Origin of the sequence: Nibribacter ruber (assembly GCF_009913235.1) — a bacterium.
Classification (GTDB): Bacteria; Bacteroidota; Bacteroidia; order Cytophagales; family Hymenobacteraceae; genus Nibribacter; species Nibribacter ruber.
Genome location: NZ_CP047897.1, coordinates 3,259,069 through 3,284,506 on the forward strand (window position 1 = coordinate 3,259,069; position 25,438 = coordinate 3,284,506).

Genomic DNA, 25,438 nt, shown 5'->3' on the forward strand with positions numbered 1-25,438 from the left:
AAAAAGAAGTGAGAGAACGTTAGCACTTCTGCTTCCATTCTCTCACTCATTCAATCTCTCAATCTATCAATTTCAATTTAAAACTCAGCGCTCTTAGGGAAGCGTGGGAAAGGAATCACGTCTCTGATGTTGCCCATGCCGGTCACAAACAGTAACAGACGCTCGAAACCAAGGCCAAAACCGCTGTGCGGCACAGAACCAAAACGGCGAGTGTCCAGGTACCACCACATTTCTTTCTCTGGGATGTTGAGCTCCTGCATGCGGGCTACCAGTTTGTCATAGTTTTCCTCGCGCTGAGAACCGCCAATGATTTCGCCAATGCCCGGGAACAACACGTCCATGGCGCGCACGGTCTTGTTGTCATCGTTGAGCTTCATGTAGAAAGACTTCACCTCTTTAGGGTAGTTGGTCAAAATCACCGGTTTCTTGAAGTGCTTCTCTACCAGATAACGCTCATGCTCGCTCTGCAAGTCGGTGCCCCAGTCAACCTTGTACTCAAACTTCTGCTTGGCATCGCGCAGAATGGCTACGGCTTCAGAATAGGTCAGGCGCTGAAAGTCATGCTCCACCACAAAGTTTAGGCGGGCCAAGAGTTCCTTGTCATACATGTCGTTCAGGAACTGCAGGTCGTCCAGGCAATGGTCTAGGGCATAGCGCACCAGGTAGCGCAAGAAGTCCTCGGCCAGGTCCATGTTATCTTCCAGGTCATAGAAAGCCATCTCTGGCTCCACCATCCAGAACTCAGCTAAGTGACGGCTGGTATTGGAGTTCTCGGCTCTAAACGTTGGGCCAAACGTGTAAATCTCAGAAAGCGCCATAGCACAAACCTCGCCCTCCAACTGGCCAGAAACGGTCAGGTTGGTTGACTTACCAAAAAAGTCTTGAGAGAAATCTACTTGTCCGTCCTCGGTGCGTGGTGGGTTGATTGGGTCTAGGGTGGTTACTCTGAACATCTCACCGGCGCCCTCGGCGTCTGAAGCCGTGATGACCGGGGTGTGCACATAGAAGAAACCGTTGTGGTTAAAGTAACGGTGAATGGCAAAGGCCATGGCGTGCCGAATGCGCAATACTGCGCCAAAGGTGTTGGTGCGCGGGCGCAAATGAGCAATCTCCCGGAGGAACTCCAAGGAGTGGCCTTTCTTCTGCAACGGATAGGTCTCTGGGTCTGCCAAGCCAATCACCTCAATGGTGCGAGCCTGAATCTCTACAGACTGGCCTTTGCCCTGGCTTTCTACCAAAGTACCTAAAACAGAAACGCTGGCGCCGGTGGTCACATCGCGCAGAGATTCATCTGTAAACAGATTCATGTCTGCCACCACCTGTATATTATGAATGGTAGAACCGTCATTGACGGCAATAAACGTCACATACTTGTTTCCGCGCTTAGTGCGCACCCAACCTTTCAATAAAACTTCGTGGCCTCTCTCCGCAGATTGGAGCAATGCTTTTACTTTTGTTCTTTTCATATTCTTGAGCGTATCACTTTAGTGCGTATCAGGTAGCACGTATCAAGTATCAGGACAAAGGTAACAGGTAACCGTACAAAGTATGAAGAACTTATAAAAAGAAGTCTTGCTACCTGATACTTGCTACGTGATACCTGGTGCCCTTGGCACGAAATTCAAAATTAACCTTTTTTGCAAAGCCGTAGTAAAAAACCATAACTTTGGCCTAGTCCGCGCTTGTGGGGCCGGTGCCGTTCGCCTATGCAGAGACTTGACTTAAAACAGCTTTTATCCCAGAAATTATCACCCCAGCAGATACAGTTCATAAAACTGTTGCAGGTGCCTACCGCCGAGTTGGAGGCCCGCATCAAAGAAGAACTGGAAATCAACCCTGCGCTGGAAGAAGGTGACGTAGCCGATGATGCCCCCGCCGAGGAGGACACCTCATCAGACGCGGACGAGGATTTCGACAATACCGAAGAAGATTACGCCGAGGAGGAGATGCGCCGTGACGATGACGACGGCGACCTCAACCTGGAAGAATATATGTCTGACGATGACATTGCCGGCTATAAAATGCAAGGCGATGGACCCGGCGAAGAGGAAGACCGTGAAATGCCCATTGCGTTCACCGGCTCTTTGACAGATTCCCTCATGGACCAGCTGGGTTTTCTCAACCTCAATGAGAAGCAACATGCCATTGGCGTGCAATTGATTGGAAGCATTGACGAGGAAGGCTACATACGCCGCGACTTGCAGGCCATCTCCAATGACCTGGCTTTCTCGCAGAACATAGAAGCTAGTCCCGAAGAAATTGAAGACGTCCTACGCCGCATCCAGGCCTTTGACCCGCCCGGCATTGCCGCCCGCGATTTGCAGGAATGCTTACTCTTGCAACTAGAGCGCCGTGACCCAGACGAAATCACCGAGGTGGCGGAGCAAATCATCCATGACACCTTTGACGAGTTCACCAAGAAGCACTACCCGCGTATTCAGCAAAAGCTGGAGCTGGAGGACTATGAGTTGAAGTCGGCGATAGACTTAATTCTAAAACTCAATCCCAAGCCCGGCGGAAGCGGTGGTGCCACGCGCGTGCAGTACGTGATTCCAGACTTCATCATCACCAATGAAGAAGGCCAGTTGCAGTTGTCTCTGAACGCCCGCAATGCCCCAGATTTGCGTATCTCCCGCTCTTATGCAGACATGTTTGACGCCTATGACAAAAGCTCCAAGACAGACAAAAAGCTGAAGGAGACGGTCACGTTTGTGAAGCAGAAGCTGGACTCTGCTAAGTGGTTTATTGACGCCATTAAACAGCGCCAGAATACCCTTTTGCGCACCATGGAATCCATCATGAAGCGCCAGTATGAGTATTTCCTGGACGGCGATGAAAGCAAACTGCGTCCCATGATTCTGAAAGACATCGCTGAGGACATTGGCATGGACATTTCTACCGTCAGCCGGGTAGCCAACAGTAAGAGCGTGCAAACGGAGTTCGGGATTATTCCATTGAAGTTCTTCTTCTCTGAAGGCATTGCCACCGATGCCGGCGAGGAAGCCAGTAGCCGTGAGGTGAAAGCCATTCTCAAGGACATTATTGAGAAAGAGAACAAGCGCAAGCCGCTCTCTGATGACAAGATTGAAAAGATGCTCAATGAGAAAGGCTACAACATTGCCCGCCGCACCGTGGCCAAATACCGTGAGCAACTCAACATACCAGTAGCCCGCCTTCGCAAGGAGTTGTAAGGCGCGCCTTACAACTCCTTGCGAAGGCCAATTAGAAATTAAAAATTAGAAATTATTTTTAACCAAATTTACAGCTAAGCTAAAGTTGAAAAGTCCTTTGTCGAGTGCCCATTCCTAATTTCTAATTTTTAATTTCTAATTAACGAAGTGAATTCCCGCCTAGCGATGGTTTTGTCAGTGGTGTTTCATCCGCTGCTGCTGCCTTCGTACTTGTTCGCCCTCATTCTGTTTTACTTACCCGTAGGAGCCCTGACGTTCCCTATGGAAGGGCGGCGCCTGGTCTGGATTATGGTATTTATCACCACCTTCGTGATTCCGGGGTTGGGAGCGTATGCCATGCGTAGGTCTGGGCAGATTTCATCGCTGACCCTGGAAAGCCGGGCAGACCGGCGCTGGCCGTTGCTGTTTGCCGCCGCCTGTTACACCGTCACCACCGTGCTGTTTTACCGCCAGAGCTACTTTGACGACCTTTTCTTTTACGTGATGGCCATTATCACCGCTTCGGTGTATATGACGCTGGTCATCAATCAGTTCTGGAAAATCAGCGCGCACGCCATAGGGGTAGGAGGGGCCTTGGGTATTTTGGTGCTGCTCTATGACTGGCTCCCCGAACCTTATTTGTTTTATCCTGCGGTAGCCAGTATTGTCATTGCCGGGGCCGTCCTCTCCGCACGTCTGGCCTTGGGCGCCCACAACGCCAAACAAGTCTACACGGGCTTTATCCTAGGCTTTCTGCTAGGCGTCATTCTCTGGGGATTGCCGTTTTAAAGAGACGTAAGACACAAGATATAAGACGCAAGGCCTACTAGTACAGCCGCACTAGCCAAATTCATTTGTCATCCTGAAAGGACCTTGCATGCGAACTTGATTGGCTGGTGACTAAGCGCGATTATAATTAAATACAAATTCCCTTTTGTAGAGACCAGGCACTGCCTTGTCTCCCGCGCGTTGCCTTCTGCTGCTGATTTAACCTGCTGATGCAAACACCCCCCTTCGCCCCCCTCAAGGGGGGAGTCTGCGTTTATTTAACGGCTAATCAAGTTCGCTCGCAAGGTCCTTTCAGGACGTAAGGGAAAGTAATGTAGAGGAAGAGCCAAAGTAGGAAGGCCTTTTAAATACCAATCCAAGAATTTAGTTAGCAATCAGCGATTTACAATCCACCATCATATTTTCGTTTTCAGCCTGATTCCCAGAAAACAGGCCAAAAACGGGGAGGCCCTGAAGAATTGTCTTCACGGTCTCCCCGTTTTTAATATGCTTAACTCGCGACTCAAGACTCTGAACTCGCGACTAATTTTAAAGGCTTACTCCTTTTTGTTTGCCAGCCTGCCGGATGACTTCGCGCACGGTTTCCAGGTGTTCTTCGGGCACGTCTTCTAACAGGATTTCGCCGGTTTGGCCGGTGGAAAGGCGGTAGATGAGTTTGTCTGGTTGTACGCGCAACAGGTGAATGCTGTCCCAGGGGAGGGTGTAGGGCGCTTCGTTGGGTTCCAGTTTGAGTTCTATCTGCTGATCATCTACCTGCACGTAGCTCTGGCCCGAGGGGCGTCTTTTCCGGAGGAGCACGGTCAGGTAAGAAACTCCCAGTGCCATCTGGATGGCTGGCAGCACGTAGTCAAAAAGCGGGGCCTGCTGGCTAGAGGTGTACGCGGTGAACATACCAATGCAGCCCACCACCAGAAAGATGGCAGCCATGGCAGAATAAAGCCAAGACAGCGTTGACCTGTCCTCATGTGGGGGAGACAAGTTCAAAAAGAAAGGCTCCATAGGGTACGGTATTATTATTTCTGTTTACGGTTTCTGAAGGCCATCATAAACTTGAGCACTACAAAGACGATGAACCCAATAAAAGACATCAAAGGCACCACAATGTTGGGATGCTCCAGGTTGCGCATAAGAATCAAAAAGGAAACTACCAGCATGCCGTTCAAAAGCATGTTTGCGTTACGAGCATTCATAAAAGCGGAATAGGGTAATTAGTAAAGATACACAATTGCGCTGAACAGTGAACAGGGTTTTCAGGAAACAATGAGCAGGCCAAAGTAAATTCCGTTTTTGGCTAGTTTCCCAGAAAAGAAGCCAAAAACGAAGCCTCGTTTACAAAACAAAGGCCCGATGCTCTGGAAAGAACATCGGGCCTTTGGGATTTAATGTAAAACGTAAACCTTATGACTGCGGCTTCGGCATGGGTTTGCGCGGCAGTTTCTCGGTGCGGTTGGCGGTCTGGTACACAAAGTTGGCGACAATCACCGAGGCTTGCTTCAGATCCTCAGGCTGCAATCTGTCATAAGTGTCCATGTTGGTGTGGTGGGTACGGGTGTTGTACTCAATCTCATCTTGGATGAACTGGAAACCCGGTACGCCCAGCGCGTCAAAAGACAGGTGGTCGGTGCCGCCGGTGTTGCGGTTGGTCACGGTAGTAGCGCCCATGGCGTTGAACGGCTTCAGCCACTCAGAGAACAATGGAGCCACAGCCTCATTGCCTTGGGTATAAATACCTCTGATTTTACCGGTACCGTTGTCTAAGTTGTAGTACGCCGAGATTTTCTCTTGCTCTGGCAATACCTGCTTGGTTTTGGCATCTCCAATGTGTTTCTGGGCATACCCTCGCGAACCGTGCAGGCCTTGCTCTTCGCCACCCCAAAGCGCGATGCGGATGGTGCGCTTGGGCTGAAGGTTCAAGGCTTTGATAATGCGTACGGCTTCCATCATCACAGCTACACCTGCGGCGTTGTCTGTAGCGCCGGTGGCGGCGTGCCAGGAGTCAATGTGGCCACCCAGCATTACCACTTCATTTTTTAGCTTTTTGTCCGTGCCTGGGATCTCAGCAATGACGTTGTAGCCTTGTGGGTCTTCGGTTAAGAAACGGGTTTTGCTTTCCAGTTCAATCTCCACCGGAATGCCTGCGCTCAACAGACGGCTCATGCGGGCCAGATCTTCCTGGGCAATCTCAAACTCTGGCAAAGCAGGCTTGGCGTCCATAGCGTATGGTGCACCATTAGTTGTGAAGAACGTGCCGTGTGAACCACCGCGTGAGCTCAAAATAGCAGCGGCACCTTCTGATTGAATCATCTCATTCATCTTGGTCACAAAGGCGCGGCGCGCGCGCATCTGGGCCATACGCTCATCGCTCATAGGGGCGCGTCCTTCAGTAGGAGCAACGGGTTCGGCCATCTTGTGCAAGGCCTCGTCTGTGTAGCGGCTTCCGTCTGCGGCAAAAGTGGTTTTGATAGGATTGGTGACTTCGGCCATCACAATTTTGCCTTTGAGCTTGCCGGCATATTGGGCCAGGTCTTCTTCTTTGGTGGCTTTCACCAACACCACTTGTCCTTTTACCGGGCCGTTGGTGCTAGGCGTCCAAGCCTTAGGCGAGCCGATCATGGGCTGGTAGTACGGTTTGGTCAGGGCCAGATACGACTTCTCTACTTCCCAGCCTTTGCCAAACGTTCCCCACGGTTCAATGGTCGCGTTCTTCAGGCCCCAGGAGGCCAGTTTTTCTTTGGTCCATTGGTTGGCTTTGGCCAGACCGGTAGAGCCCGATAGGCGTGGTCCGTTCACGTCTGTGAGGTAGAACGCAATGTCCATCACTTGTGACTTTTGCAGACCTTCCTGCTTGATTTTTTCAACGATGGCCGCGTCCAGGGGCTCGGCTTTTTGTTGGGCCAATGCCGGAAACGCCAAGAAAGCGGCCCCCAGCAAAAGGGTATAGGTTTTGTTCATGGTTAGGTTGGAGTGTGGGATTAAAGAAATTGGAGTAGGAAAGAAACAGAAAAAAAGTGCAAATGGCAACCTCTGTTTACGGGACGGTCACTTATGCAGGAAGGAATAGAAACCTCTTTCATTGGCCTTAGAAACCATGGAAGCCAGGCAAATGATAAATGTGATGATGGTGAAAAGGTAACCTATGGCAATAAAACCAACCGCTGCTGTCACGCATCCAGAACTTGCTTCCATTACTGCGGAATTATTTACCATCTCACCCGCTGCTACCATCGTGGCTAGCCAAGGCGTTATCATCCCAACTGCACAAATGCAAAAATATAGGATGGCAAATGTGCGGAGTCGTGTTTTCTTAGGCGTGAATCTCATAGTCAAACCTGTCAGAACCAAAGGTGAAAGTGCAAGGAATAAGGGCTGGGAAAACATAGAAAACCACTTAGAAGAAAAGAAATATGTGACACGTATTGCCTTTAATACGCAGTGGTTCTCTTGGTAACCTTACCTCTTGGCACTGCCACTGCAAATCTGTACTTTTGGTAAAACCGTTTTTGACCCCATTTCCACAAAACAGCCCAAAAACAACATGTCTGAGCAAATTCTACAATATAGCGTCACCAATGGCATAGCCACCATTACTTTAAATCGTCCAGAGGTGTTCAACGCCTTTGACGACCAGCAGAGCTATGAACTGCAAGACGCCCTCAAGCACGTGACCAGAGACGTGAATGTGCGCGTGGTGATTTTGACCGGTGCAGGCCGAGCCTTCTGCAGCGGCCAGGATTTAAAAGCCATTGCTGGCGCCGAGAAACGCTCCCTCGCTGACAGCCTGTACAAGCGCTACAACCCCATCATCAGAGCCATGCGCGAACTGCCCAAGCCTATCATTTGCCGTCTGAACGGTGTGGCCGCGGGCGCCGGTTGTTCTCTGGCGTTGGCTTGTGATTATGTGGTGGCCAGCACCGAAGCTAGTTTGATTGAGGTGTTTGTAAACGTAGGACTAGTGTTAGACTCAGGTTCTTCCTACTTCTTGCCGCGTCTGGTGGGCATGCGCAAAGCCTTTGAATTGAGCACACTGGGCACCAAAGTAAAAGCCGAGGAAGCTTTGCGTCTGGGATTAGTAAACCAAGTAGTGGCCCCAGAAGAACTGGACGCCGCCGTGCAGGAGATTGCCGACCGTTATGCCAGTGCGCCTACCAAAGCCATTGGCCTGATGAAGAAGATGCTGAACAAATCCTTTGAGTCTAGCCTGGATGAGATGCTGGACTATGAAGCCTACTGCCAGGAGATTGCAGGTAACTCAGCGGACAACCGCGAGGGGGTGGCCGCCTTCAATGAAAAGCGTAAACCAGTCTTCACCGGCGAATAGCGTTTTTAGGCTATTTTACAAAAAACAACCCAAAAACGAAGAGAGCCCGTGTCTTGCAAAAGGCGCGGGCTCTCTTCGTTTAAAATCTATTTTGCAGAATCAGAAGAATCTGCCTTTGCAAGCAAGAATAGTACCTATGATAACCATCCTATACAAAGCCCGTAAAAATAGCCAGCAGGTACCGCCTGTATGCCATATGTACAAAATACCACTATGAAAAAAAGATTGTGTTTTCTTCTGTGCAGCGCGTGTATGTTCATGATGAGTAGCTGCGGTGGATCTTCAGACTCCACTTCTGTAGACGCCGCCGGGAAACACAATGAAGATCTTCTGGAAACCACCGGCAAAGATGAGAAAGCCGGCTGGTTTGTAGCAGAAGCGGCCAGCGCCGGTATGTTAGAGGCAGAACTGGGCCGCCTGGCCAGCAGCAAAGCCAACGCGCCACAGGTGAAAGCATTGGGGCAGACGCTGCTCAACCACCACACCCAAACCAACGGCCAGCTAAGACAGATTGCAGACCTCAAGAACCTGATGCTGCCCACCCAGATGGGCGACGACCAGCAGGAGAATTACAACGAGGTCATGAGCAAGAACGGCCCGGCGTTTGACAAAGCCTACCTAGAGGGCATCATCCAACATCATAAGAAATCCATTAAGGAGTATGAAGAGATGGCGCAGGAAGGAACAGACGTAGAACTGAAAGCCTTTGCCTCCAAGAGCCTTCCTATGCTGCGGGCCCATCTGGCACAGGCAGAGCAGCTGGAAGATCAACTAAACCTCTAATCAACCCAACCACAGCAGCATGATGAAGAATTGGATCTACGCCCTTGGGGTGGCAGGAATACTATGCACCGCTAGCGGGTGCGCCACCCTTGGAATTGGAACAGACGGAACGCCCGCAGACACCGGCACCGGAACAGGAACCCCCTCCACCAAACAGGCAGACCAGGCGTTTGTCTCCAGCGCCGCCAGCAGCGGACAATTGGAGGTGCGGTTAAGCGAGGTGGCGGTGCAGAAAGCGGTGACCATAGAAGTGCGCGAGTTCTCGCGGCTCATGGTGCAGCACCATACCAAAGCCAACAGTGAACTGCAGGGTCTGGCGCGGCAGCATGGGCTTACTTTTTCCACCACGCTGCAGGCAGACCACCAGGCTATTTATGAACGGGTGTCTAAACTGACAGGGGCCGCGTTTGAGAAAGCGTACGCCAGTGAGATGGAAGCCGCGCACCGGCAAGACGTGGTATTGTACCAGGCAGCTTCTTCCGGAGTGACGTTGAACACTCCTTTGCGGGGCTTCGCCTTAAAGACGCTGCCGGTGTTGCAGGGGCATTTGCGCCTGGCCACGCAATTAAAGAACGTACTCAACTAAACGCTCACGGCACAGGTGTTGACCTGAAAACCACCAGCTTACGTAAACACCAGATACTATGAGAAACTTAAAACATATATGGATGGGCGCACTAGCCGCAGGAGCCTTGGCAGGCTGCAGCAGAATAGACGCGTCCACCGCCAATACCGTACCCACCACAGACGGCTACACCAACAACGTGATGTCTACCAATGATGCGGCCGGCGTGACCAAAGAATCTGGCAGCGCGGGGTACATGACCACCACAACCACTGGCGTGCCGCCCGCCACCATGCAATATGACAACCGCCCCCTCACCGAGGAACGGTTCCTGACTGAGGCCGCCAGCAGCAGCCTGCTGGAAGTAGCCCTGGGGCGCCTGGCCGTGCAAAAGGCCATGGATCCAGAAGTGAAGCAGTTTGGCCAGACCATGATAGACTACCACGCCAAGGCCAGACAGGACCTGAAGACCGTGGCAGACGGCATGAACCTGGACCTGCCCGTCACTATGATTCCCAGACACCAGAAACTGCTAGGCAAACTGCAGGACGAGTCTGGCGCCTCTTTTGACAGAAAATACATGGACGCCATGGAAGAAGCACACAAAGAAGACCTGGCCAAGTTTGAGATGGTCAGCAACTCGGCGGCTTCTACCAGCGTGCGGGCCTTCGCCATCAGAACCTTGCCCATCCTGAGAGTCCACACCCACCGCGCCGACCAGTTGGAAGACAAGGTAGAAAGAGCCGGCAATTAACCGGCGGCCATACAGTGCTTACACCATTGAACACCTAACCATTAATACTACTTCTATGAAAAAAACATTGTTCTTCTTTGCCGCCGGCGCCATGCTATTTGGCGCGGCCTGTACCAGCACCACTACAGACGCAGACACCAACACCACCGCAGAAACCACCACAGACGCCACGGCCACCACAACCACAGAGACTACGACCACTACTACTGCTGATGCCAGCAGCACAGACAACGCCAGCGGCATGCTGGACGCCACCACCATTGCCAACATGAATGACGCCACCTTCATGATGACGGCGGCCAGCAGCAACATGCTGGAAATAGAGGCGGGTAAACTGGCAGCCCAGCAAGCCACCAACGCCGAGGTGAAACGCTTCGCGCAGATGATGGTAGACCATCACACCAAAGCCAGCCAGGAACAGATGACCATTGCATCGCAGATGAACGTGACCTTGCCTACGGCCCTAATGCCCATGCACCAGACCATGTTGGATAAGCTGCAGAACAAAACCGGCAAAGACTTTGACGAAGAATACATGGACATGATGGAAGTAGCCCATAAAATGGACATCGCGCTGTTTGAGGCCAAGAGCAACAATGCCCAGGAGCCAACCGTGAAAGCGTTTGCCGCCAAGGGCCTGCCCATGCTCAAGTCACACCAAGAGATGGCCACCAAGATTGAAGACCAGGTAGACTAAACCCCACCTGCTTTGATCATCTGCAAGAAGGCCAACCGGAGGAGTCTCTGGTTGGCCTTCGTTTTTAGGCTATTTCCTGGAAAACAAGCCAAAAACGACTGAGGAGATAAAAGAAAAGGCGTCCTTCATCCGGCCTTGGTCAAGAGTCTTACAAAGTTCTGGGAAGGCGAAAGGGCCTGCGCCGCGTTCAGGGAAAGACAGAACTCGGCATTGCCGGAAATTTGTGCCGGTTGCCTAAGATAAACTCCTGAAACAGGGTGTCGTATAAACCCCAAATTCTTTACCTTTGCCGCAACACATTACAAGATATATGAAAAAGATAATGCCATTTTTTGTGGCTGGCGCCTTATTGATGGGCTCGGCTTGTAATACTTACACAGCCTCCACAGATGTAGATGATAAGGGTACAGGCTATGCGTTGACAGGCCAGGAAACCGAAGCCGGTCAAAACAACAGCGCTGCCGTTGCTGAATCCAACAGCAAAGCCATGCTGGCCAACCCAGATACGCAGTCTCCTAAAGACTCTACCGGTACTGACTCTGCTGCTGTGGCAAAAGATACTACCGCTGCTTCGGCTAAGAAAGACACTGCCGCTAAGAAGTAGGCCCATCTCCTGATTTCTGGTAATTACCTGTTGGAAGGTTAACCAGGAAGGAGTGATTTTAAGGCGATGCACTTTGAGCGCCTTTATTCTGAAACAGAAAGCCCTTCCCGTATCATGTACGGGAAGGGCTTTCTGTTATACATTCGTTTTTGGGCTGTTTTCAGAGAAACAGCCCAAAAACGCTACTCGGTTTTCTTCTTTTTGGGGCCGGGCTTTTTCTTCTCCTTCACCTCTGAACTGGTAGAACCATCCACGTTTTCCTCTTTCTTTTTGCGGCCTCTGGGCTTCTTCTCCTTCACTTCTTCCACAGGCGCATCGTCAAAGGTGTCTTCTGGTTCATCGGCTACAAACTTGGGCGCGTCTACGTACAGGCTGGTACTCAGCTCGTCCTTTAAGAAGCGTGAGGTATGGCCTAAACCGGTGGCGGCTACTTCTTCTGGCGTTCCTTGGGCTACAATAGAGCCGCCCTTGGCACCGCCTTCTGGTCCTATGTCAATCACATGGTCCGCTACTTTAATCAGGTCCATGTTGTGCTCAATGATGAGTACGGAATTGCCTTTGTCTACCAGACGGTTTAAGACGTCTGAGAGGTGTTCAATGTCCTGGAAGTGAAGACCCGTGGTAGGTTCATCTAGAATGTACAGCGTGCGGCCCGTGTCTTTCTTGGAAAGCTCCGTCGCCAGTTTGACGCGCTGTGCTTCACCACCAGAAAGGGTAGTCGCCTGTTGGCCCAGGGTGATATAGCCTAAGCCTACATCATTTAGGGTCTTAATCTTGCGCAGGATTCTAGGCTGGTGCTCAAAGAACTCCACCGCCTGCTCTACGGTCATGTCCAGAATATCCGTTACCGACTTGCCTTTGAACCTTACTTCTAGGGTTTCGCGGTTGTAGCGCTTGCCTTTGCAGGTCTCACACGGCACGTATACGTCTGGCATGAAGTTCATCTCAATGGTACGCATACCGGCACCCTCACAGGTCTCACAGCGGCCACCTTTCACATTAAAGGAGAACCTGCCCGCCGCATAGCCTCTAATCTTGGCCTCGGGCATAGACGCGAACAAGCTTCTAATCTCGGTGAACACACCAGTATAAGTGGCCGGGTTAGAGCGCGGCGTACGTCCGATTGGGCTTTGATCTACTTCAATGACCTTGTCAATATGGTTCAGGCCTTCAATACCCTTGAACGGAAGCGGCTCACGCTTGGCATGGAAGAAATGCTTGTTCAGGATGGGGTACAACGTGTCATGAATCAACGACGATTTTCCACTCCCCGAAACCCCGGTCACGCAAATCAACTTACCCAAAGGCAGTTCCAGCGTTACGTCTTTCAGGTTGTGGCCAGTGGCTCCGCGCAGAATAACAGACTTACCATTGCCTTCACGCTTTTGACGGCGCACGGGAATACCTCTTCTATAGCTTAAATAGTCTGCGGTGGTGGTACCGCTTTCCATCATTTCTTGAGGCGTACCAGCGGTTACAATCTGTCCGCCGTGAATACCCGCTCCCGGACCAATATCCACCACGTAATCGGCGGCCAGAATCATGTCTTTGTCGTGCTCTACTACCACCACTGAGTTGCCCAGGTCACGTAAGTCCTGCAAAGCCTTAATCAGCTTTTCATTGTCACGCTGGTGCAAACCAATGCTAGGTTCATCCATGATGTAGAGCACACCCACCAACTGCGTACCAATCTGCGTGGCCAATCTAATCCGTTGGCTTTCACCACCAGACAGTGTTCGCACGGAGCGGTGCAAATGCAGGTATTCCAATCCCACGTCTACCAGGAAACCAATCCGCTTGCGGATCTCTTTCAGAAGCTCGCGGGCGATGAGGTTCTGGCGGTCATTGAGGCGGTCTTCCAGGTTGGCAATCCAGTCAGCGAGCTGTTGGATGTCCATTTCAGACAGTTGCCCAATGTGGGTGTTGTCCAGTTTGAAGTGCAGGGATTCCTTCTTCAAGCGGTAGCCGTTACACTCGGGGCAGGTGCTCTGCTGGGTGTATTCCTGAATCCAGGCGCGCACGTTGTCAGAGTCAGACTCCAGTTGTTTCTTCAAGAAGTTGATGACACCCTCAAACACGAACGGCTCTTTCTTGCCTTTGGGGTCTTCCTCTTCAAAACCGTACATGAGCTGGTGCCACGCTTCCTCAGGGATGTCCTCAATGGGAGCCATCAAAGAAAGCTTATGACGCTTGAGCAGGGCCTGTATCTGCGAGAAAATCCAGATGTCGCGGTACTCGCCTAGCGGCGCAATCCCGCCCCGGCTAATGCTCACGCTTTTGCTGGGTACTATGGATTCCTCGGTTAGTTCCTGGATTTCGCCCAAGCCATTACACACTGGGCACGCGCCGTAGGGTGAGTTGAAGGAGAAGGTATTTGGGGCCGGATCATCATACGCAATGCCCGTGGCCGGGTCCATCAAGTGACGGGAATAGAACTGCGTCTCGTTGGTGTCGGCGTCCATGGCCAGGGCGGTGCCTTTGCCGTGTTGCAACGCGTTCTGGATAGAGGTAGACAGGCGGTAGCGGTCCTCAGCAGACGGTACCAGCTTGTCAATCACAATCTCAATGTCGTGGATTTTGTAGCGGTCCACCTGCATTTTGGGCGTGAGTTCCACCAGTTCGCCGTCAATGCGGGCACGCAGGAACCCCATCTTGCGTATCTGCTCAAACAGCTCGCGGTAATGGCCCTTACGGCCTTTCACCACAGGCGCCAGAATGATGGTGCGCTTGCCGTTGAAGTACTCCATGATGTGATTCACAATCTGGTCGTCAGACTGCTTCACCATCTTCTCACCGGTCTCATAACTGAAGGCCTCGGCGGTACGGGCGTATAGCAGACGCAGGAAGTCATAAATCTCAGTGATGGTGCCCACGGTGGAGCGCGGGTTGCGCGACGTGGTTTTCTGCTCGATAGAAATCACCGGCGAAAGCCCTTCAATCTTGTCTACGTTGGGACGTTCCATGCCCCCCAGAAAGGAGCGGGCGTAGGCCGAAAACGTCTCCATGTAGCGGCGCTGGCCCTCGGCGTAGATGGTGTCAAAGGCCAGGGAGGATTTTCCCGAGCCCGAGATACCCGTGAAGACCACCAACTCATTGCGCGGTATCTTCAGGCTGATGTTCTTGAGGTTGTGCTCCCGGGCCCCGTACACTTCAATGAAGGGCACATCCACGGTGGTTGAGGTATGTTTGTTGGCTACCTGCGTAGCATCCGTATCTTTTGGCGTCATCCGATTTGGTTCGGTTTAAAGAGCAAAGGTAGGCATTCCCGCGCTACCATGACACCGGGCAATCCATCTCTTCTTAACCGAATTTGTAAAGGAATAGTTTAGCGGAAGATGATTGTTCTTTGTGAAGATGGGTAGATGCGTTTTTGGCCTGCTTTGGTGAAAAGAGGCTGAAAATGGTCAGGTTTGAGCCTTTTGCTAATAAGTTGACTATTTAGTCTTCCCACACTAAAAATGGATCTTTGATGTAGTGTAAGTTTTTGAAAGAAGTCTTGATTTCCCCAGGCAGAGAACTATCAAACCCAGTGATATTCTCCTTTTTTAATTGATTTAAAAGCTTGGGTGAGATATAGGTTCTCCAAGATAAGTGAGGAATTCTAAATAAATCAAGCGTAAAGTCAAAGTTGTTGCCGAACGTAATTTTATCTGTTTCTATATTCATCACATCTTCAGGGACAACAGAAACCATCTCCTCATTATTCTCTGTGGAGTAGAACTTTACTTTTTGTTTTTCACCTTTAAAATAAATAAAAAACTGTCGGAGTTGATTCGCGTTTTCCAGTGTGAATGTTACTTTCTGCTTGCTTCGGGTAATGCCCCAAAATTTTGTCTTAGAGTAATCAATAAAGTCCAAGTAGTCATTTGCATACTCAGTATCGAAAAAGAGATTATAATATTTTTTATTAATAGGGAAGTTTAATTCAAAGCCAAGCCATTTTTTTTGTTGATATAACTTAATGTCAAAAAAATTATGTGGCGGTAAGTTGTGAGTTTTAAAAATTTCTTTTGTCTTCTCAGATATTATAAGTCCATCGGCAATTGAATGGATAAAGTCGTTTCGCTTGTTAAATTGTTCATCATCATAAATAGCTTGCTTTAACAGTGGAGTAAAACTAGGAAACTTTCCCGTTGACCGTAGTTCATCTCTATATCTGGACATGCCATTTCTACCATACCAATCATAATTAGATGGAGCCTCGGCTGCTGACTCATCTGAAACACTGAGAGCAAAGTACTTACTATTCATAAATCACTATTTAATTTACTAAAAACGGTAATTACCCTTATAAAACCACTCCACTCAAATGCTCCAGCCATTCGCCTGTCAAGGTCAAATAGCTTCTGGCAACATCTGCCGTCAAACAGGAATGTACGGGTAACACCCCCACCAAACCGCCTTGCTGAAAATGATGCATCAATTTTGGCGTGGTGCGCACAATGCCGTGCTCCTGCGAGAGAGAGACCACTGCCGTATTGGGTAGAGATTCTCCCCAACCTTTCTCCGTCAACGGCACTACCAAGCCGAAGATGTTGCCCTCAGGCAAAGGCAAAACGTCCTTGGAGAAATGCACGGAGCCACCGTAGAGAATGACCTCGTTTCGGTCTGGGTGCAGGGCTACGATGGGGCAGGCCAGTGCTACGGCAATGTCTTGTAACTGGCAGGAGCCGATTTGGTGCTGGGTGAGGTCATAGAAGACGTAGTTGCCGGGGCGTATCTCATCTATGCCCGAGAAGTCTTCCATCACACTGCAACACGGCGTGTCGCCAATGGAGAGTTGCAGGTGAGGCCAATCACCTAAGTAGCGCTCTTTCAAGCTGCGCATCTTGTCCAAGGTCTGCTGATGGACGGCGGCAATCTGCTCTTGGCCGCGGGCTTTGTACGAATGCCCGGCATGCGCCAGAAACCCCTGGAACCTATGAGCCGAGGGTTGCTTTAATTCTTGTAGAACCGCATCCAACGTGGCGGTGTCTTCGGCTTTGATGCCGGTGCGACCGTAGCCAGTGTCTACCTTAATCCAAAGATGAACTGGGTGTTGCAGATGCTCGCGTAGAAAAACGACATCGTCTGCAGAGGTAATTACCAGGTGCAAGGTAATCTGCTGGGCCAGTTCTTGAATCTGGGGCAACTGGCGGCGGTTCAACGGGAAGGCCACGGTAATATCCTGCCAACCGTGCCGCGCGAAGTACTGCGCCATCTTCACCGAGGAGACCGTGATGGCTGTGGTGCCAGCTTCTTTAAACCATTCGCCTACCTGCCAACTTTGGTGCGTCTTAAAATGCGGACGCAGGCGCACGCCGGCACGCTGGGCTTTCTGGGCCATGCGCTGGATGTTGGCCTTGGCAATCTGCTCATTCAAGAGCAGGGTAGGTTCAGAAATTTGGTTAAGAAAAGAAGTAGCCATGGCGTAAAGCAACAGAATTTACCGGACAATCTCCACCCAACCTTTGAGCAGGCGTCCGTCCTGGCTATGGGCTAAATGATAATAGTAAACGCCATCAGAAAAGCCCTTGCCTTCCCATTCATTGCGGTAATCCTTGGTGTAATACACGCGCTTGCCCCAACGGTCATAGACAGACAATTCCCAGCGTGCCACATCAGTGTTATTCTTAGGATCCAGCAAGCCCATGATGAAGAAGTTGTCGTTGATGCCGTCACCGTTAGGAGTGAAAATGTTAGGAATGAACAAGCCGCCCACGCAGTCTTTCGTCTTGATGGTGAGGATATCTGATTCAATACAAATGTCTTGCAAAGAGACCGTTACGCGGTACGTGCCAGGCTTGGTCACGTCTAGCGTGGCGTTGGTGGAGCCGTCAGACCATAAATAGGTTACGTCAGGGAGTTCCTTGCCAATGGTGAGTACATCACCGTAGCAGAGGGTGGTGTCATTGCCTAGTTCAATAGTAGGCGGCGTGAGGTAGTAGACCTTAATCTCATCACGGGTGGTGCAGTTGAACTCATTGGTGACGTCTACCCAGTAGGTGCCTTGCTCAGTTACGGTAAACGTGGGTAGGGTAGAGCCGTCTTGCCATCTGTAAGTAGCATTAGGCCTTTCTACAGACATTAGTTTGGTTTTGCCTAAGCAAAGGGTTACATCTGGTCCCAGATTGACCACGGGCAGCGGATTAAAGAGCACGTTTACCTCGTCTCTGGAGGTACAGCCGTTGATGGTTACTTCCTGCCAGTAGGTACCTGAGACCGCGGGAGAAATGGTAGCCGTAGTAGCGCCCGTTGACCATTTATAACTAGCCCCAGCCTGGGCTGTGCCTAGCGTAAGTGGATCTTGAGCACAAAGCACGCGGTCAGGACCTAGGTTCACCAAGGGCAAAGGCTTGTATGCAATGGTAATGGCATCTGAGGTAGAACAACCTTCAGCATTGGTAACTTTTACTTCATAACGGCCCGGTTTAGTGACGGTATAGGTGGGACCGGTGCTGCCGTCTTGCCAGAGGTAGGTGAAGGAGTTTCCGGAGGCAGGTGTAGCGTTCAGAACGGTTGTTTCCCCTTCGCAGAGGGACAGGTTGGCGCCTAGATCAAAAGCCGGTACCGGAAGCAAAGAGACTATCACCTCATCTGTTTGAGTGCAGCCAGTACTGGACGTTACCTGCACACTATATGTGCCCGGTGTGGAGGTAGTAATGGTGGGGGTGGTAGCACCATTGCTCCAAAGGTAGGCGGTGGCGTCTGAAGTGGTGGCATCCAGCAAGGTTAACGTGCCGGGGCAGATTTGACGGTCGGGTCCCAGGTTCACGTTGGGCAAGGGTTGCACTACAAACTCAATGGTATACTCTTCCAGGGTGTTGATAAATTTACGGGTGAGCTTCACTTTATACTTGCCCGGCGCCGTAAACGTATGGTTGCCAATGGTTTCATTGGAGCTGTTTAAGATGCCCGAGGCTGGGTCTCCAAACTCCCAGACTGTAGACTGCGGCGCAGGCGAATTAGGCCCCATGTTCAGTGTAAAGGTGGTTTCCTCTCCAAAGCAAGTATTGGCCATTTTCAGCTCGCCGTCATAGTAGAAAAAGCTTTGCATAAACACTGGCAGGCCGCACATGCTGAGCCGGCCTCCTAAGTACACGCCTCGGTCTACATACATGCAACCCGGGCCACGCACCTCAGGAGCATTGATTACGCCCAGGTGCTCACTGGTAGGGCGGGCCACATACACCTTTCCATCTGGGCCCTGTTGCAAGCTACCGCCCACGTAGCGGGTGGCCCCATCTTGGCCTATAGCTGAAATAAGCAATGTAGAGCCTGCAATGGCTGCTGCATTACCTGCCTTCAAGTCTACCTGGAAAAGCTGTTGGTTTCCAGTGGTGGTAAAGTAAAGAAGGGAGCCGCTGGGCGAGAACTCTGTTCCGTACCCTTGATGAATGCCTGTGACTTTGATGGCATTGGAGACCAGGCCGGTATTGGCGTCAAAATCATATACCTCTGCCCCCACGGCCTTTGAAGCGACTGCCAGTTTTGTGCCGTCTGGGGAAAACTTCATGCAGCCAATGGCTCCAGTGCCCGCAGGGTCAGCGGAATGAACGCCTCCTGCAGAACTGCTAATGCCAGGTCTGATCCCATAGGCATCTATTTTATACGCCAGAAACACGTCAGACCCAAACCGGTGTGCCAAGACCCAATACGCCTGTTCTGTAGGGTGCCGTATTGCAGTTAGCATCTCAGAAACCTGAGCTGTTAGATAAATGTTTTTACTGGTCACATCCCCTAAGCCACCTGCCAGTGACATGTCCACGATGCTGTATCTGAGTCCATTGGGCCGGGCGTTGTTGTCATTGGTGAATACGAAGTATTGTTGGGGCTTGCCAGGAGCGGGGATGACTACGGCGGCCTGCGCCGTAGAACTGTTACCCAGCAGGCCTGTGCCGTTGGGCATGGGCTGGTGGTTGCGGTTCCAGACGGTGAGGCCGTCTGTGTAAAACAAGAGGTTTCCTTGCTGGTCAGAGAAAGTGGCGCAACCTTCCGTGGTGTTCATGGCGCTGTTGAGCAGGGGAGAAGGGGTACCTGAACTGAAGTCCAGGCCGGCAGCATTGCCAAAATACCAGTTGTTGCTTTGCCTCTGGGCAGACGCCGTCTGTAGCAGACAACAGAGCAGGCAGAACGCGGCAAGCCCACTGGCCACCCGCCTCAAGAAAGTAAAAAAGTGCACAACAAAGGGTTTAGATAGAATTGGGGTGACAAATCTAAGAAAGCCGAGGGGCAATTGAAACACCCGTCAATGCTTTTTAGCGCACATTCTCAATCACTTATGGTTTTAGCCTGTTTTCCTGAAAATGAGCCAAAAACGCCTTTTCTGGATTATCCCCAGCTTTAGAACGAGGATAGGGTAGGAAGGGATTATTTTGCGCGCATCGGCCTGGCGGGCTTGGCACTTTTTGAAGAAGAAGGAACTGCCCCTTGCTTCATACGTTTTGGTCCGTACCAGAGCCAGAAGCCTGTTATGGTGAAGATAAGCAGGGCCAAGCCCATGATGGTGCTGTACATGACCTTTAACGTGCCGCTGTCCAGGCCAAAGATTCGGTCCAGAATGGTACCGTCATGCAGGTGCTCAACAAAATCGGCGCGGCGGGTCTCCAGGTGCAGAGCTTTGCCGGTGGCGGCGTCCAGCTGCACGCCCAGATAGTCTTCCACAAACAGGAATTTAACGGTGCCCTTGTCTGGTCGCATGTCAATACGGTCAAGGGTTAGGCTAGAAGCGTTTCTGCCCAGGGAGTCTTGCATGGTTTGAAAGGCGCTCTGGGTGAGGCTGTCCACGGGGAGCCAGTCTTGCAGGTTGGTTGAAGAGCCAGCGTGGGTTTTAGCCAGAAGGAGGCCGCCCGTGTGCTTCTTCCAGCCCAGCAGCAGGCCTGTGATGGAAATGACAAAGAAGAACACAAACAGTAAGGCTCCCGTGAGACGGTGCACTTTTCTAAAATCGCGCAAGACGCGCGCCTGTTTCTGTCTTTTGGTACTGTCTGTGGTCATGAGGCGTAAAACCGGCTTTATAGACTAACGCAAAAACAGCGGCTTTCATGCAAAGATGGCAAACATCTAAGAGATCCATTGGCCAGCTGTCTTTTTAATTACCCATTTATTCTTCACTTTCTCTACCGTTAACACATCGCCTGTGCCGCAATTGCCATCGCAGTGGAATTCATAATACAGCCAGGCTTTGGTCTGATCTTTATTATAAATCACTTTTGAGAACTGCATGCGGCCTACTTCGCAGTTGTTCTTATCCCGTCTGTAGTCTTTGATGTCTGCTACTTTGAACGTGCACGTTGAAAAGTCTTTGGCCGTGAAATCTGTCTGCTGAGTTTGCAGGGTATAGAGATAATGAGGTTTCCAATCCGGTGCTTCAAAACCGAAGTGACGCCTAAAAAACCGTTCTGTGCTGTCTTTCGCGTAATATCTAAGCATGTCCTCAAAGTGGTGCTTGCCATTCCAGGTGGTGTCAAGGTAAAGCGTACACCATTTTTCTGGCCGTTTAAAAATGGCACGCTGGCGTTGGCTGTATAAGGCATAGACCTTTCTGAGTTTTTCATAGGTCTTGGTTGAGTCTTCTGGTTCATATAAGTTATGTATCTCACTTACAGAGTCTACAAAACTTTCTCCCAAATACAGGTGGTAGAAATTGTTTTCCACCAGTTCAATCAACACATCATTGTATAATTGCAACGTAGGGTTGCTGGTCTGGTAGGTACACTCCTTCAAGATGAGTTTAGGCGGCTGAGGCTGTTGGCAGGAAAGTAAGAGCAGAAAGCTAAGGGAGAGGAGTAGAGCGTTTCTCATAGGAGTGAGGTAGGTGAGTGATTGGAAGATGCACGCTTGCCATCATTTCCATAAGTAAGCCGAGCTTATTTAATAACATCAGCCAATTGCACAAAACCAAAAGAGCCCGAAACTTTCGTTTTCGGGCTCTTTTCTGGAAAACAGGCCAAAAATGGCCCGTAATGATTTCTCTCCTAGAAGTTGGGAGACAACAGGTACTTGCTGTAGAAATCGTCAATCACCTTTACGGCGTCAGTGGCGTTGTCTACCAGGTGTACCAGGTCCATGTCTTCTGGGCTGATGTTGCTTTCCTGGTGCAACATGACGTCTCTGATCCAGTCAAACATGCCCTGCCAGTAGGCTTTGCCCACCAACACAATAGGGAAACGGCCAATTTTCTTGGTCTGGATGAGGGTGATGGCTTCAAACAACTCGTCCAACGTTCCAAAACCACCGGGCATGCCAATGAAGCCCTGAGCGTATTTCACAAACATCACCTTGCGCACAAAGAAGTAGTCAAAGTTGATGAGCTTGTCTGGGTCAATGTAAATGTTGTTGAACTGCTCAAACGGCAAGTGGATGTTCAAGCCCACAGATCGTCCGCCTTCTGAGTGCGCACCTTTGTTACCGGCTTCCATGATGCCCGGTCCACCGCCCGTGATCACGCCGTAACCATGGCGTACCAGCTTGGCGGCAATCTCCTCTGCCATGATGTAATAAGGGTTGTCTGCCTTGGTACGGGCACTGCCGAAGATAGACACGCAAGGTCCAATCTTGGCCATCTTCTCAAAGCCTTCCACAAACTCAGACATCACCTTGAAGATCTGCCAGGAGTCGGCTATTTTAATCTCGTTCCAGTTCTTGTCTGTGAACGCCTCTCTAATGCGCTTGTCATCCTCAGAGATCTGGGGCACCTCGCGCTTGGCTAGCTTTTTGGCCTCTTGCAGAGAGCTTGCTTTGTTGTCATTGGCATCTGGTTGAACAATGGTCTGGCCACTGCCCACGTTGCTTACCTCGTCTTGCAACTTGGTTTTGCTGGTTTTTCTCAACTTCGTCATAATAGCTTTCAATCGTTTTTGCCCTGTTTTCTGGAAAATACGCCAAAAACAGAGCGGGTACTACAATAGGATGTTGGCCTCTGGCCCCGCGGGGAGAAAGCCGGTAGCGTGCACAGATAGAGGCCGGTGCGCCTTTGGTTAGGGTTGCCTGAAACAAAAATGTGAGACGCAGACACCGGCAGGACCTTTTCCAAGATCCAGCAGAAGCGTTTCACACTAAGATCCAGGGACGTTATTTTGACCGGATGGCCACCACGGGGTCAAGGTGGGAAGCAATCACCGCCGGGATGATACCCGACAGGACCCCGATCACGACCGATACGCCCAACCCTAACAGGATGTTGCCGGGCGTAAGGATAATTTCCAGCGTTCCCATGGGAATGAAGGTGATCAGAGACACCAACAAGATGCCCACGCCACCGCCAATCAAACTCAGGAACACAGACTCAAACAGGAACTGGAACAAGATGAAGAAGTTCTTAGCCCCCAGAGATTTTTGAATGCCTATGATGTTGGTGCGCTCTTTCACAGACACGAACATGATGTTGGCAATACCAAAGCCGCCCACCAAGATGGAGAAGCCGCCAATCACCCAGCCTGCCAGACCAATGATGGAGAACAGGTTGCTGATCTCGTCCTGCATCATCTCTGAGCGGTTCACGGCAAAGCTATCATCTTGGTAAGGCTTTAAGCCCCGTATGGTGCGCATTTTGCCGCGCACCTCATACTCCAGGTTCTTGAGGCCAGGGTCGTCTACCCGGCCTTTGATCATGAGCGACGGCTGCACGCCTCTGGGGCCGCCGGCAAACATCTTCCCAAACGCACCAAACGGCACGTAGGAGTTCTTGTCATTGGTGGGCAGACCTTCAAACAGACCGGCACCCTGTTTCTCCATGATACCGATGACCGTAAACCGCTGGCCCGCTACTTTGATGGTTTTTCCTACCCCGTTGCCCTGCGGAAACAGGTTCTGGGCCACCTCATGGCCAATGATGATCACGTTGCGGGAGCCTTCTATCTCTTGTTGCGTGAAAAAACGGCCTATTTGTATGGGCACCTCGGCCACCTGGTTAAAGTTTAAAGACACGCCCTGCATCATAATGCCGGTCATGCTGTTGTTGAGGTACTTAAAGGTATTGCCGCCGCGCCGGGACACAATGGCCACGCCCTCGTCGTTCTCTAAGGTTTCATCTAAGTAGCGGTACTCGCGCACGGTGGCGGGTGGGCGCTTCATGTACTCCCACCAGGGCATGTCATCGCCTTTAAAAATCCAGGGCCACTTTTCAATGTAGATGATGCGCTCGCCTACAAAGCTCATGCTCTGCCTAATGCTTCGCTCTAAAGAGTCCACCACCGTAAAAACAGAGATGATGGCAAAAATGCCTATGGTCACGCCCAGCAATGAGAGTAACGTACGCAACAGATTGGACCTCAGGGCCTGCATCGCGAAGCGTAAACTTTCAAAAACCAGACGTAAATAGATCATTCTACTCCTTATAGTAACTTAGTTGGCTAAAAGTAAAATAAATTAAGACAATCTGCCTACCTTTGCCCTCTATTTTTGTAGATATTTTAATACCGTAATATTAAATATGAAGTTATCAGAGTTCAGATTTGAGTTGCCAGAAGATCTATTGGCCACTCACCCGGCCACCAATCGCGACGAGGCCCGCATGATGGTCCTGCACCGTGACAGTGGCAAGATTGAGCACAAAATCTTCAAAGACATTATTGGCTATTTTGACGAAGGCGACGTGATGGTGACCAACAACACCAAAGTGTTTCCGGCGCGCATGTACGGCAATAAGGAGAAGACCGGTGCCAAGATTGAGGTGTTCTTGCTACGTGAACTGGACAAGCGCATTCACCTGTGGGACGTACTGGTAGACCCGGCGCGCAAGATACGGGTAGGCAACAAACTCTATTTTGGGGAAAGCGACCTGGTAGCCGAAGTCATTGACAACACTACCTCTAGAGGCCGTACCATCAAGTTCTTGTTTGACGGCACGGATGAGGAGTTCTACAAGACCATTCATGACCTAGGCGAGACCCCCTTGCCTAAATACATCAAGCGCGAGCCAGAGCCAGAAGACCAAGAGCGTTACCAGACGGTGTACGCAGAGATCACCGGCGCCGTGGCCGCCCCAACCGCCGGTCTGCACTTCACCAAAGAGGTGTTGAAGCGCCTGGAGTTGAAAGGCGTGGACGTGGCGCCTATCACCTTGCACGTAGGTTTGGGTACTTTCCGTCCGGTAGACGTAGAAGACCTGACCAAGCACAAGATGGACTCTGAGCAGTTCTTCGTGACGGAGGAGACCGCCAACGTGGTCAACAAAGCCCTGGACGCCAAGAAACGCGTGTGTGCCATTGGTACCACGTCTATGCGCGCCATGGAGTCTTCGGTGTCTGCCAACAGCCGCCTGAAGCCCAATGAAGGCTGGACGGACAAGTTCATCTTCCCTCCGTATGACTTCAAAATCGCCAACAGCTTAATCACCAACTTCCACATGCCGGAGTCTACGCTGCTCATGATGGCAGCGGCCTTTGGCGGCTATGACCTGGTCATGGAAGCCTACAGAACCGCCATCAAGGAAGAGTATAAGTTCTTCAGCTACGGTGACGTGATGTTGATTCTGTAAATATTCCGTTTTTAGCCTCTTTTGGCGAAAACAACCCAAAAACGCCCTGGCCTTGGTCAGGGCGTTTTTGTTTTATTCTCAAGCGGTTAGCGGTTGTAAAAAATAAATCTGCTTCTTTGCAGGGGCTGGCAAGAGGCTGTACCTTTATAGGGTTATTTCTGAGGCGGCCTCACCGCAGATAGTGTAGGTTGGTTGGCAGAGGTGATGTTGGGCTGTGCCCGGCCTGTGACTATCCCCCTTGAACAGACCAGTAAGCCTTTTTCTGCCGCTCAACGGGCAAAGAAGGAACGCGGCCCTCT

General features: G+C 51.0%; 22 protein-coding genes. 10 read left to right on the forward strand and 12 right to left on the reverse strand.

The window, feature by feature from the left end:
- Positions 1-77: 77 nt before the first annotated feature.
- On the reverse strand, positions 78-1,466 hold the full coding sequence (gene asnS / locus GU926_RS13745; RefSeq protein ID WP_160692838.1) for an asparagine--tRNA ligase: 1,389 nt from the start codon (positions 1,464-1,466) through the stop codon (positions 78-80).
- A gap of 240 nt (positions 1,467-1,706) precedes the next feature.
- On the opposite strand from asnS, the gene rpoN reads away from it, so the two are divergent.
- The gene (gene rpoN, locus GU926_RS13750) at positions 1,707-3,191 is read left to right on the forward strand and encodes an RNA polymerase factor sigma-54 (protein WP_160692840.1); all 1,485 of its coding nucleotides are present in this window, start codon (positions 1,707-1,709) and stop codon (positions 3,189-3,191) included.
- Positions 3,192-3,338: 147 nt separating this feature from the next.
- Positions 3,339-3,959 (forward strand): phosphatase PAP2 family protein, encoded by a 621-nt coding sequence (locus tag GU926_RS13755; protein WP_160692842.1) that lies wholly within the window; start codon positions 3,339-3,341, stop codon positions 3,957-3,959.
- Between the two features lie 528 nt (positions 3,960-4,487).
- Here GU926_RS13755 and GU926_RS13760 read toward each other — a convergent pair.
- From GU926_RS13760 to GU926_RS13770, 3 genes are all read right to left on the reverse strand, one after another.
- Positions 4,488-4,886 (reverse strand): hypothetical protein, encoded by a 399-nt coding sequence (locus GU926_RS13760; protein WP_160692844.1) that lies wholly within the window; start codon positions 4,884-4,886, stop codon positions 4,488-4,490.
- Between the two features lie 86 nt (positions 4,887-4,972).
- On the reverse strand, positions 4,973-5,149 hold the full coding sequence (locus tag GU926_RS13765) for a hypothetical protein (RefSeq protein ID WP_160692846.1): 177 nt from the start codon (positions 5,147-5,149) through the stop codon (positions 4,973-4,975).
- 208 nt (positions 5,150-5,357) lie between these two features.
- Positions 5,358-6,911 (reverse strand): M28 family metallopeptidase, encoded by a 1,554-nt coding sequence (locus GU926_RS13770; RefSeq protein WP_160692848.1) that lies wholly within the window; start codon positions 6,909-6,911, stop codon positions 5,358-5,360.
- 184 nt (positions 6,912-7,095) lie between these two features.
- On the opposite strand from GU926_RS13770, the gene GU926_RS13775 reads away from it, so the two are divergent.
- The 7 genes from GU926_RS13775 (at position 7,096) to GU926_RS13805 (ending at position 11,680) form a co-directional block, all read left to right on the forward strand.
- A complete protein-coding gene (locus GU926_RS13775; protein WP_160692850.1) occupies positions 7,096-7,407 on the forward strand; it encodes a hypothetical protein in 312 nt (103 codons plus the stop codon).
- An 87-nt stretch (positions 7,408-7,494) separates the two neighbouring features.
- On the forward strand, positions 7,495-8,277 hold the full coding sequence (locus GU926_RS13780; RefSeq protein ID WP_160692852.1) for an enoyl-CoA hydratase-related protein: 783 nt from the start codon (positions 7,495-7,497) through the stop codon (positions 8,275-8,277).
- 213 nt (positions 8,278-8,490) lie between these two features.
- A complete protein-coding gene (locus tag GU926_RS13785) occupies positions 8,491-9,060 on the forward strand; it encodes a DUF4142 domain-containing protein (RefSeq protein WP_160692854.1) in 570 nt (189 codons plus the stop codon).
- Positions 9,061-9,079: 19 nt separating this feature from the next.
- Complete coding sequence (locus GU926_RS13790) at positions 9,080-9,646, forward strand: DUF4142 domain-containing protein (RefSeq protein ID WP_160692856.1); 567 nt, start codon at positions 9,080-9,082, stop codon at positions 9,644-9,646.
- Between the two features lie 58 nt (positions 9,647-9,704).
- Complete coding sequence (locus GU926_RS13795; protein ID WP_160692858.1) at positions 9,705-10,379, forward strand: DUF4142 domain-containing protein; 675 nt, start codon at positions 9,705-9,707, stop codon at positions 10,377-10,379.
- A 55-nt stretch (positions 10,380-10,434) separates the two neighbouring features.
- The gene (locus GU926_RS13800) at positions 10,435-11,076 is read left to right on the forward strand and encodes a DUF4142 domain-containing protein (protein WP_160692860.1); all 642 of its coding nucleotides are present in this window, start codon (positions 10,435-10,437) and stop codon (positions 11,074-11,076) included.
- Between the two features lie 310 nt (positions 11,077-11,386).
- Positions 11,387-11,680 carry a hypothetical protein gene (locus GU926_RS13805; RefSeq protein ID WP_160692862.1) on the forward strand — a complete coding sequence of 98 codons (294 nt, stop codon included), beginning with the start codon at positions 11,387-11,389 and terminating at the stop codon, positions 11,678-11,680.
- Between the two features lie 182 nt (positions 11,681-11,862).
- Here GU926_RS13805 and uvrA read toward each other — a convergent pair whose 3' ends face one another.
- The 8 genes from uvrA to GU926_RS13845 all read right to left on the reverse strand — a co-directional run bounded on the left by uvrA (position 11,863) and on the right by GU926_RS13845 (position 23,986).
- The gene (gene uvrA / locus GU926_RS13810) at positions 11,863-14,907 is read right to left on the reverse strand and encodes an excinuclease ABC subunit UvrA (RefSeq protein WP_160692864.1); all 3,045 of its coding nucleotides are present in this window, start codon (positions 14,905-14,907) and stop codon (positions 11,863-11,865) included.
- Positions 14,908-15,118: 211 nt separating this feature from the next.
- Complete coding sequence (locus tag GU926_RS13815) at positions 15,119-15,931, reverse strand: hypothetical protein (RefSeq protein ID WP_160692866.1); 813 nt, start codon at positions 15,929-15,931, stop codon at positions 15,119-15,121.
- A gap of 37 nt (positions 15,932-15,968) precedes the next feature.
- Positions 15,969-17,087, reverse strand: a complete 1,119-nt coding sequence (locus GU926_RS13820; RefSeq protein WP_160692868.1) for an alanine racemase — start codon at positions 17,085-17,087, stop codon at positions 15,969-15,971.
- A gap of 18 nt (positions 17,088-17,105) precedes the next feature.
- Positions 17,106-19,841: a T9SS type B sorting domain-containing protein gene (locus tag GU926_RS13825; RefSeq protein WP_160692870.1), complete on the reverse strand. Its 2,736-nt coding sequence runs from the start codon at positions 19,839-19,841 to the stop codon at positions 17,106-17,108.
- 188 nt (positions 19,842-20,029) lie between these two features.
- Positions 20,030-20,656, reverse strand: a complete 627-nt coding sequence (locus tag GU926_RS13830; RefSeq protein ID WP_160692872.1) for a PepSY-associated TM helix domain-containing protein — start codon at positions 20,654-20,656, stop codon at positions 20,030-20,032.
- A 66-nt stretch (positions 20,657-20,722) separates the two neighbouring features.
- Positions 20,723-21,463, reverse strand: a complete 741-nt coding sequence (locus GU926_RS13835) for a hypothetical protein (RefSeq protein WP_160692874.1) — start codon at positions 21,461-21,463, stop codon at positions 20,723-20,725.
- Between the two features lie 173 nt (positions 21,464-21,636).
- Entirely contained in the window at positions 21,637-22,500 is an 864-nt protein-coding gene (locus GU926_RS13840) for an LOG family protein (RefSeq protein WP_160692876.1), read from the reverse strand.
- 232 nt (positions 22,501-22,732) lie between these two features.
- Entirely contained in the window at positions 22,733-23,986 is a 1,254-nt protein-coding gene (locus tag GU926_RS13845; RefSeq protein ID WP_160692878.1) for an ABC transporter permease, read from the reverse strand.
- 106 nt (positions 23,987-24,092) lie between these two features.
- On the opposite strand from GU926_RS13845, the gene queA reads away from it, so the two are divergent.
- A complete protein-coding gene (gene queA, locus GU926_RS13850; protein ID WP_160692881.1) occupies positions 24,093-25,139 on the forward strand; it encodes a tRNA preQ1(34) S-adenosylmethionine ribosyltransferase-isomerase QueA in 1,047 nt (348 codons plus the stop codon).
- The last annotated feature ends 299 nt before the right edge of the window (positions 25,140-25,438 follow it).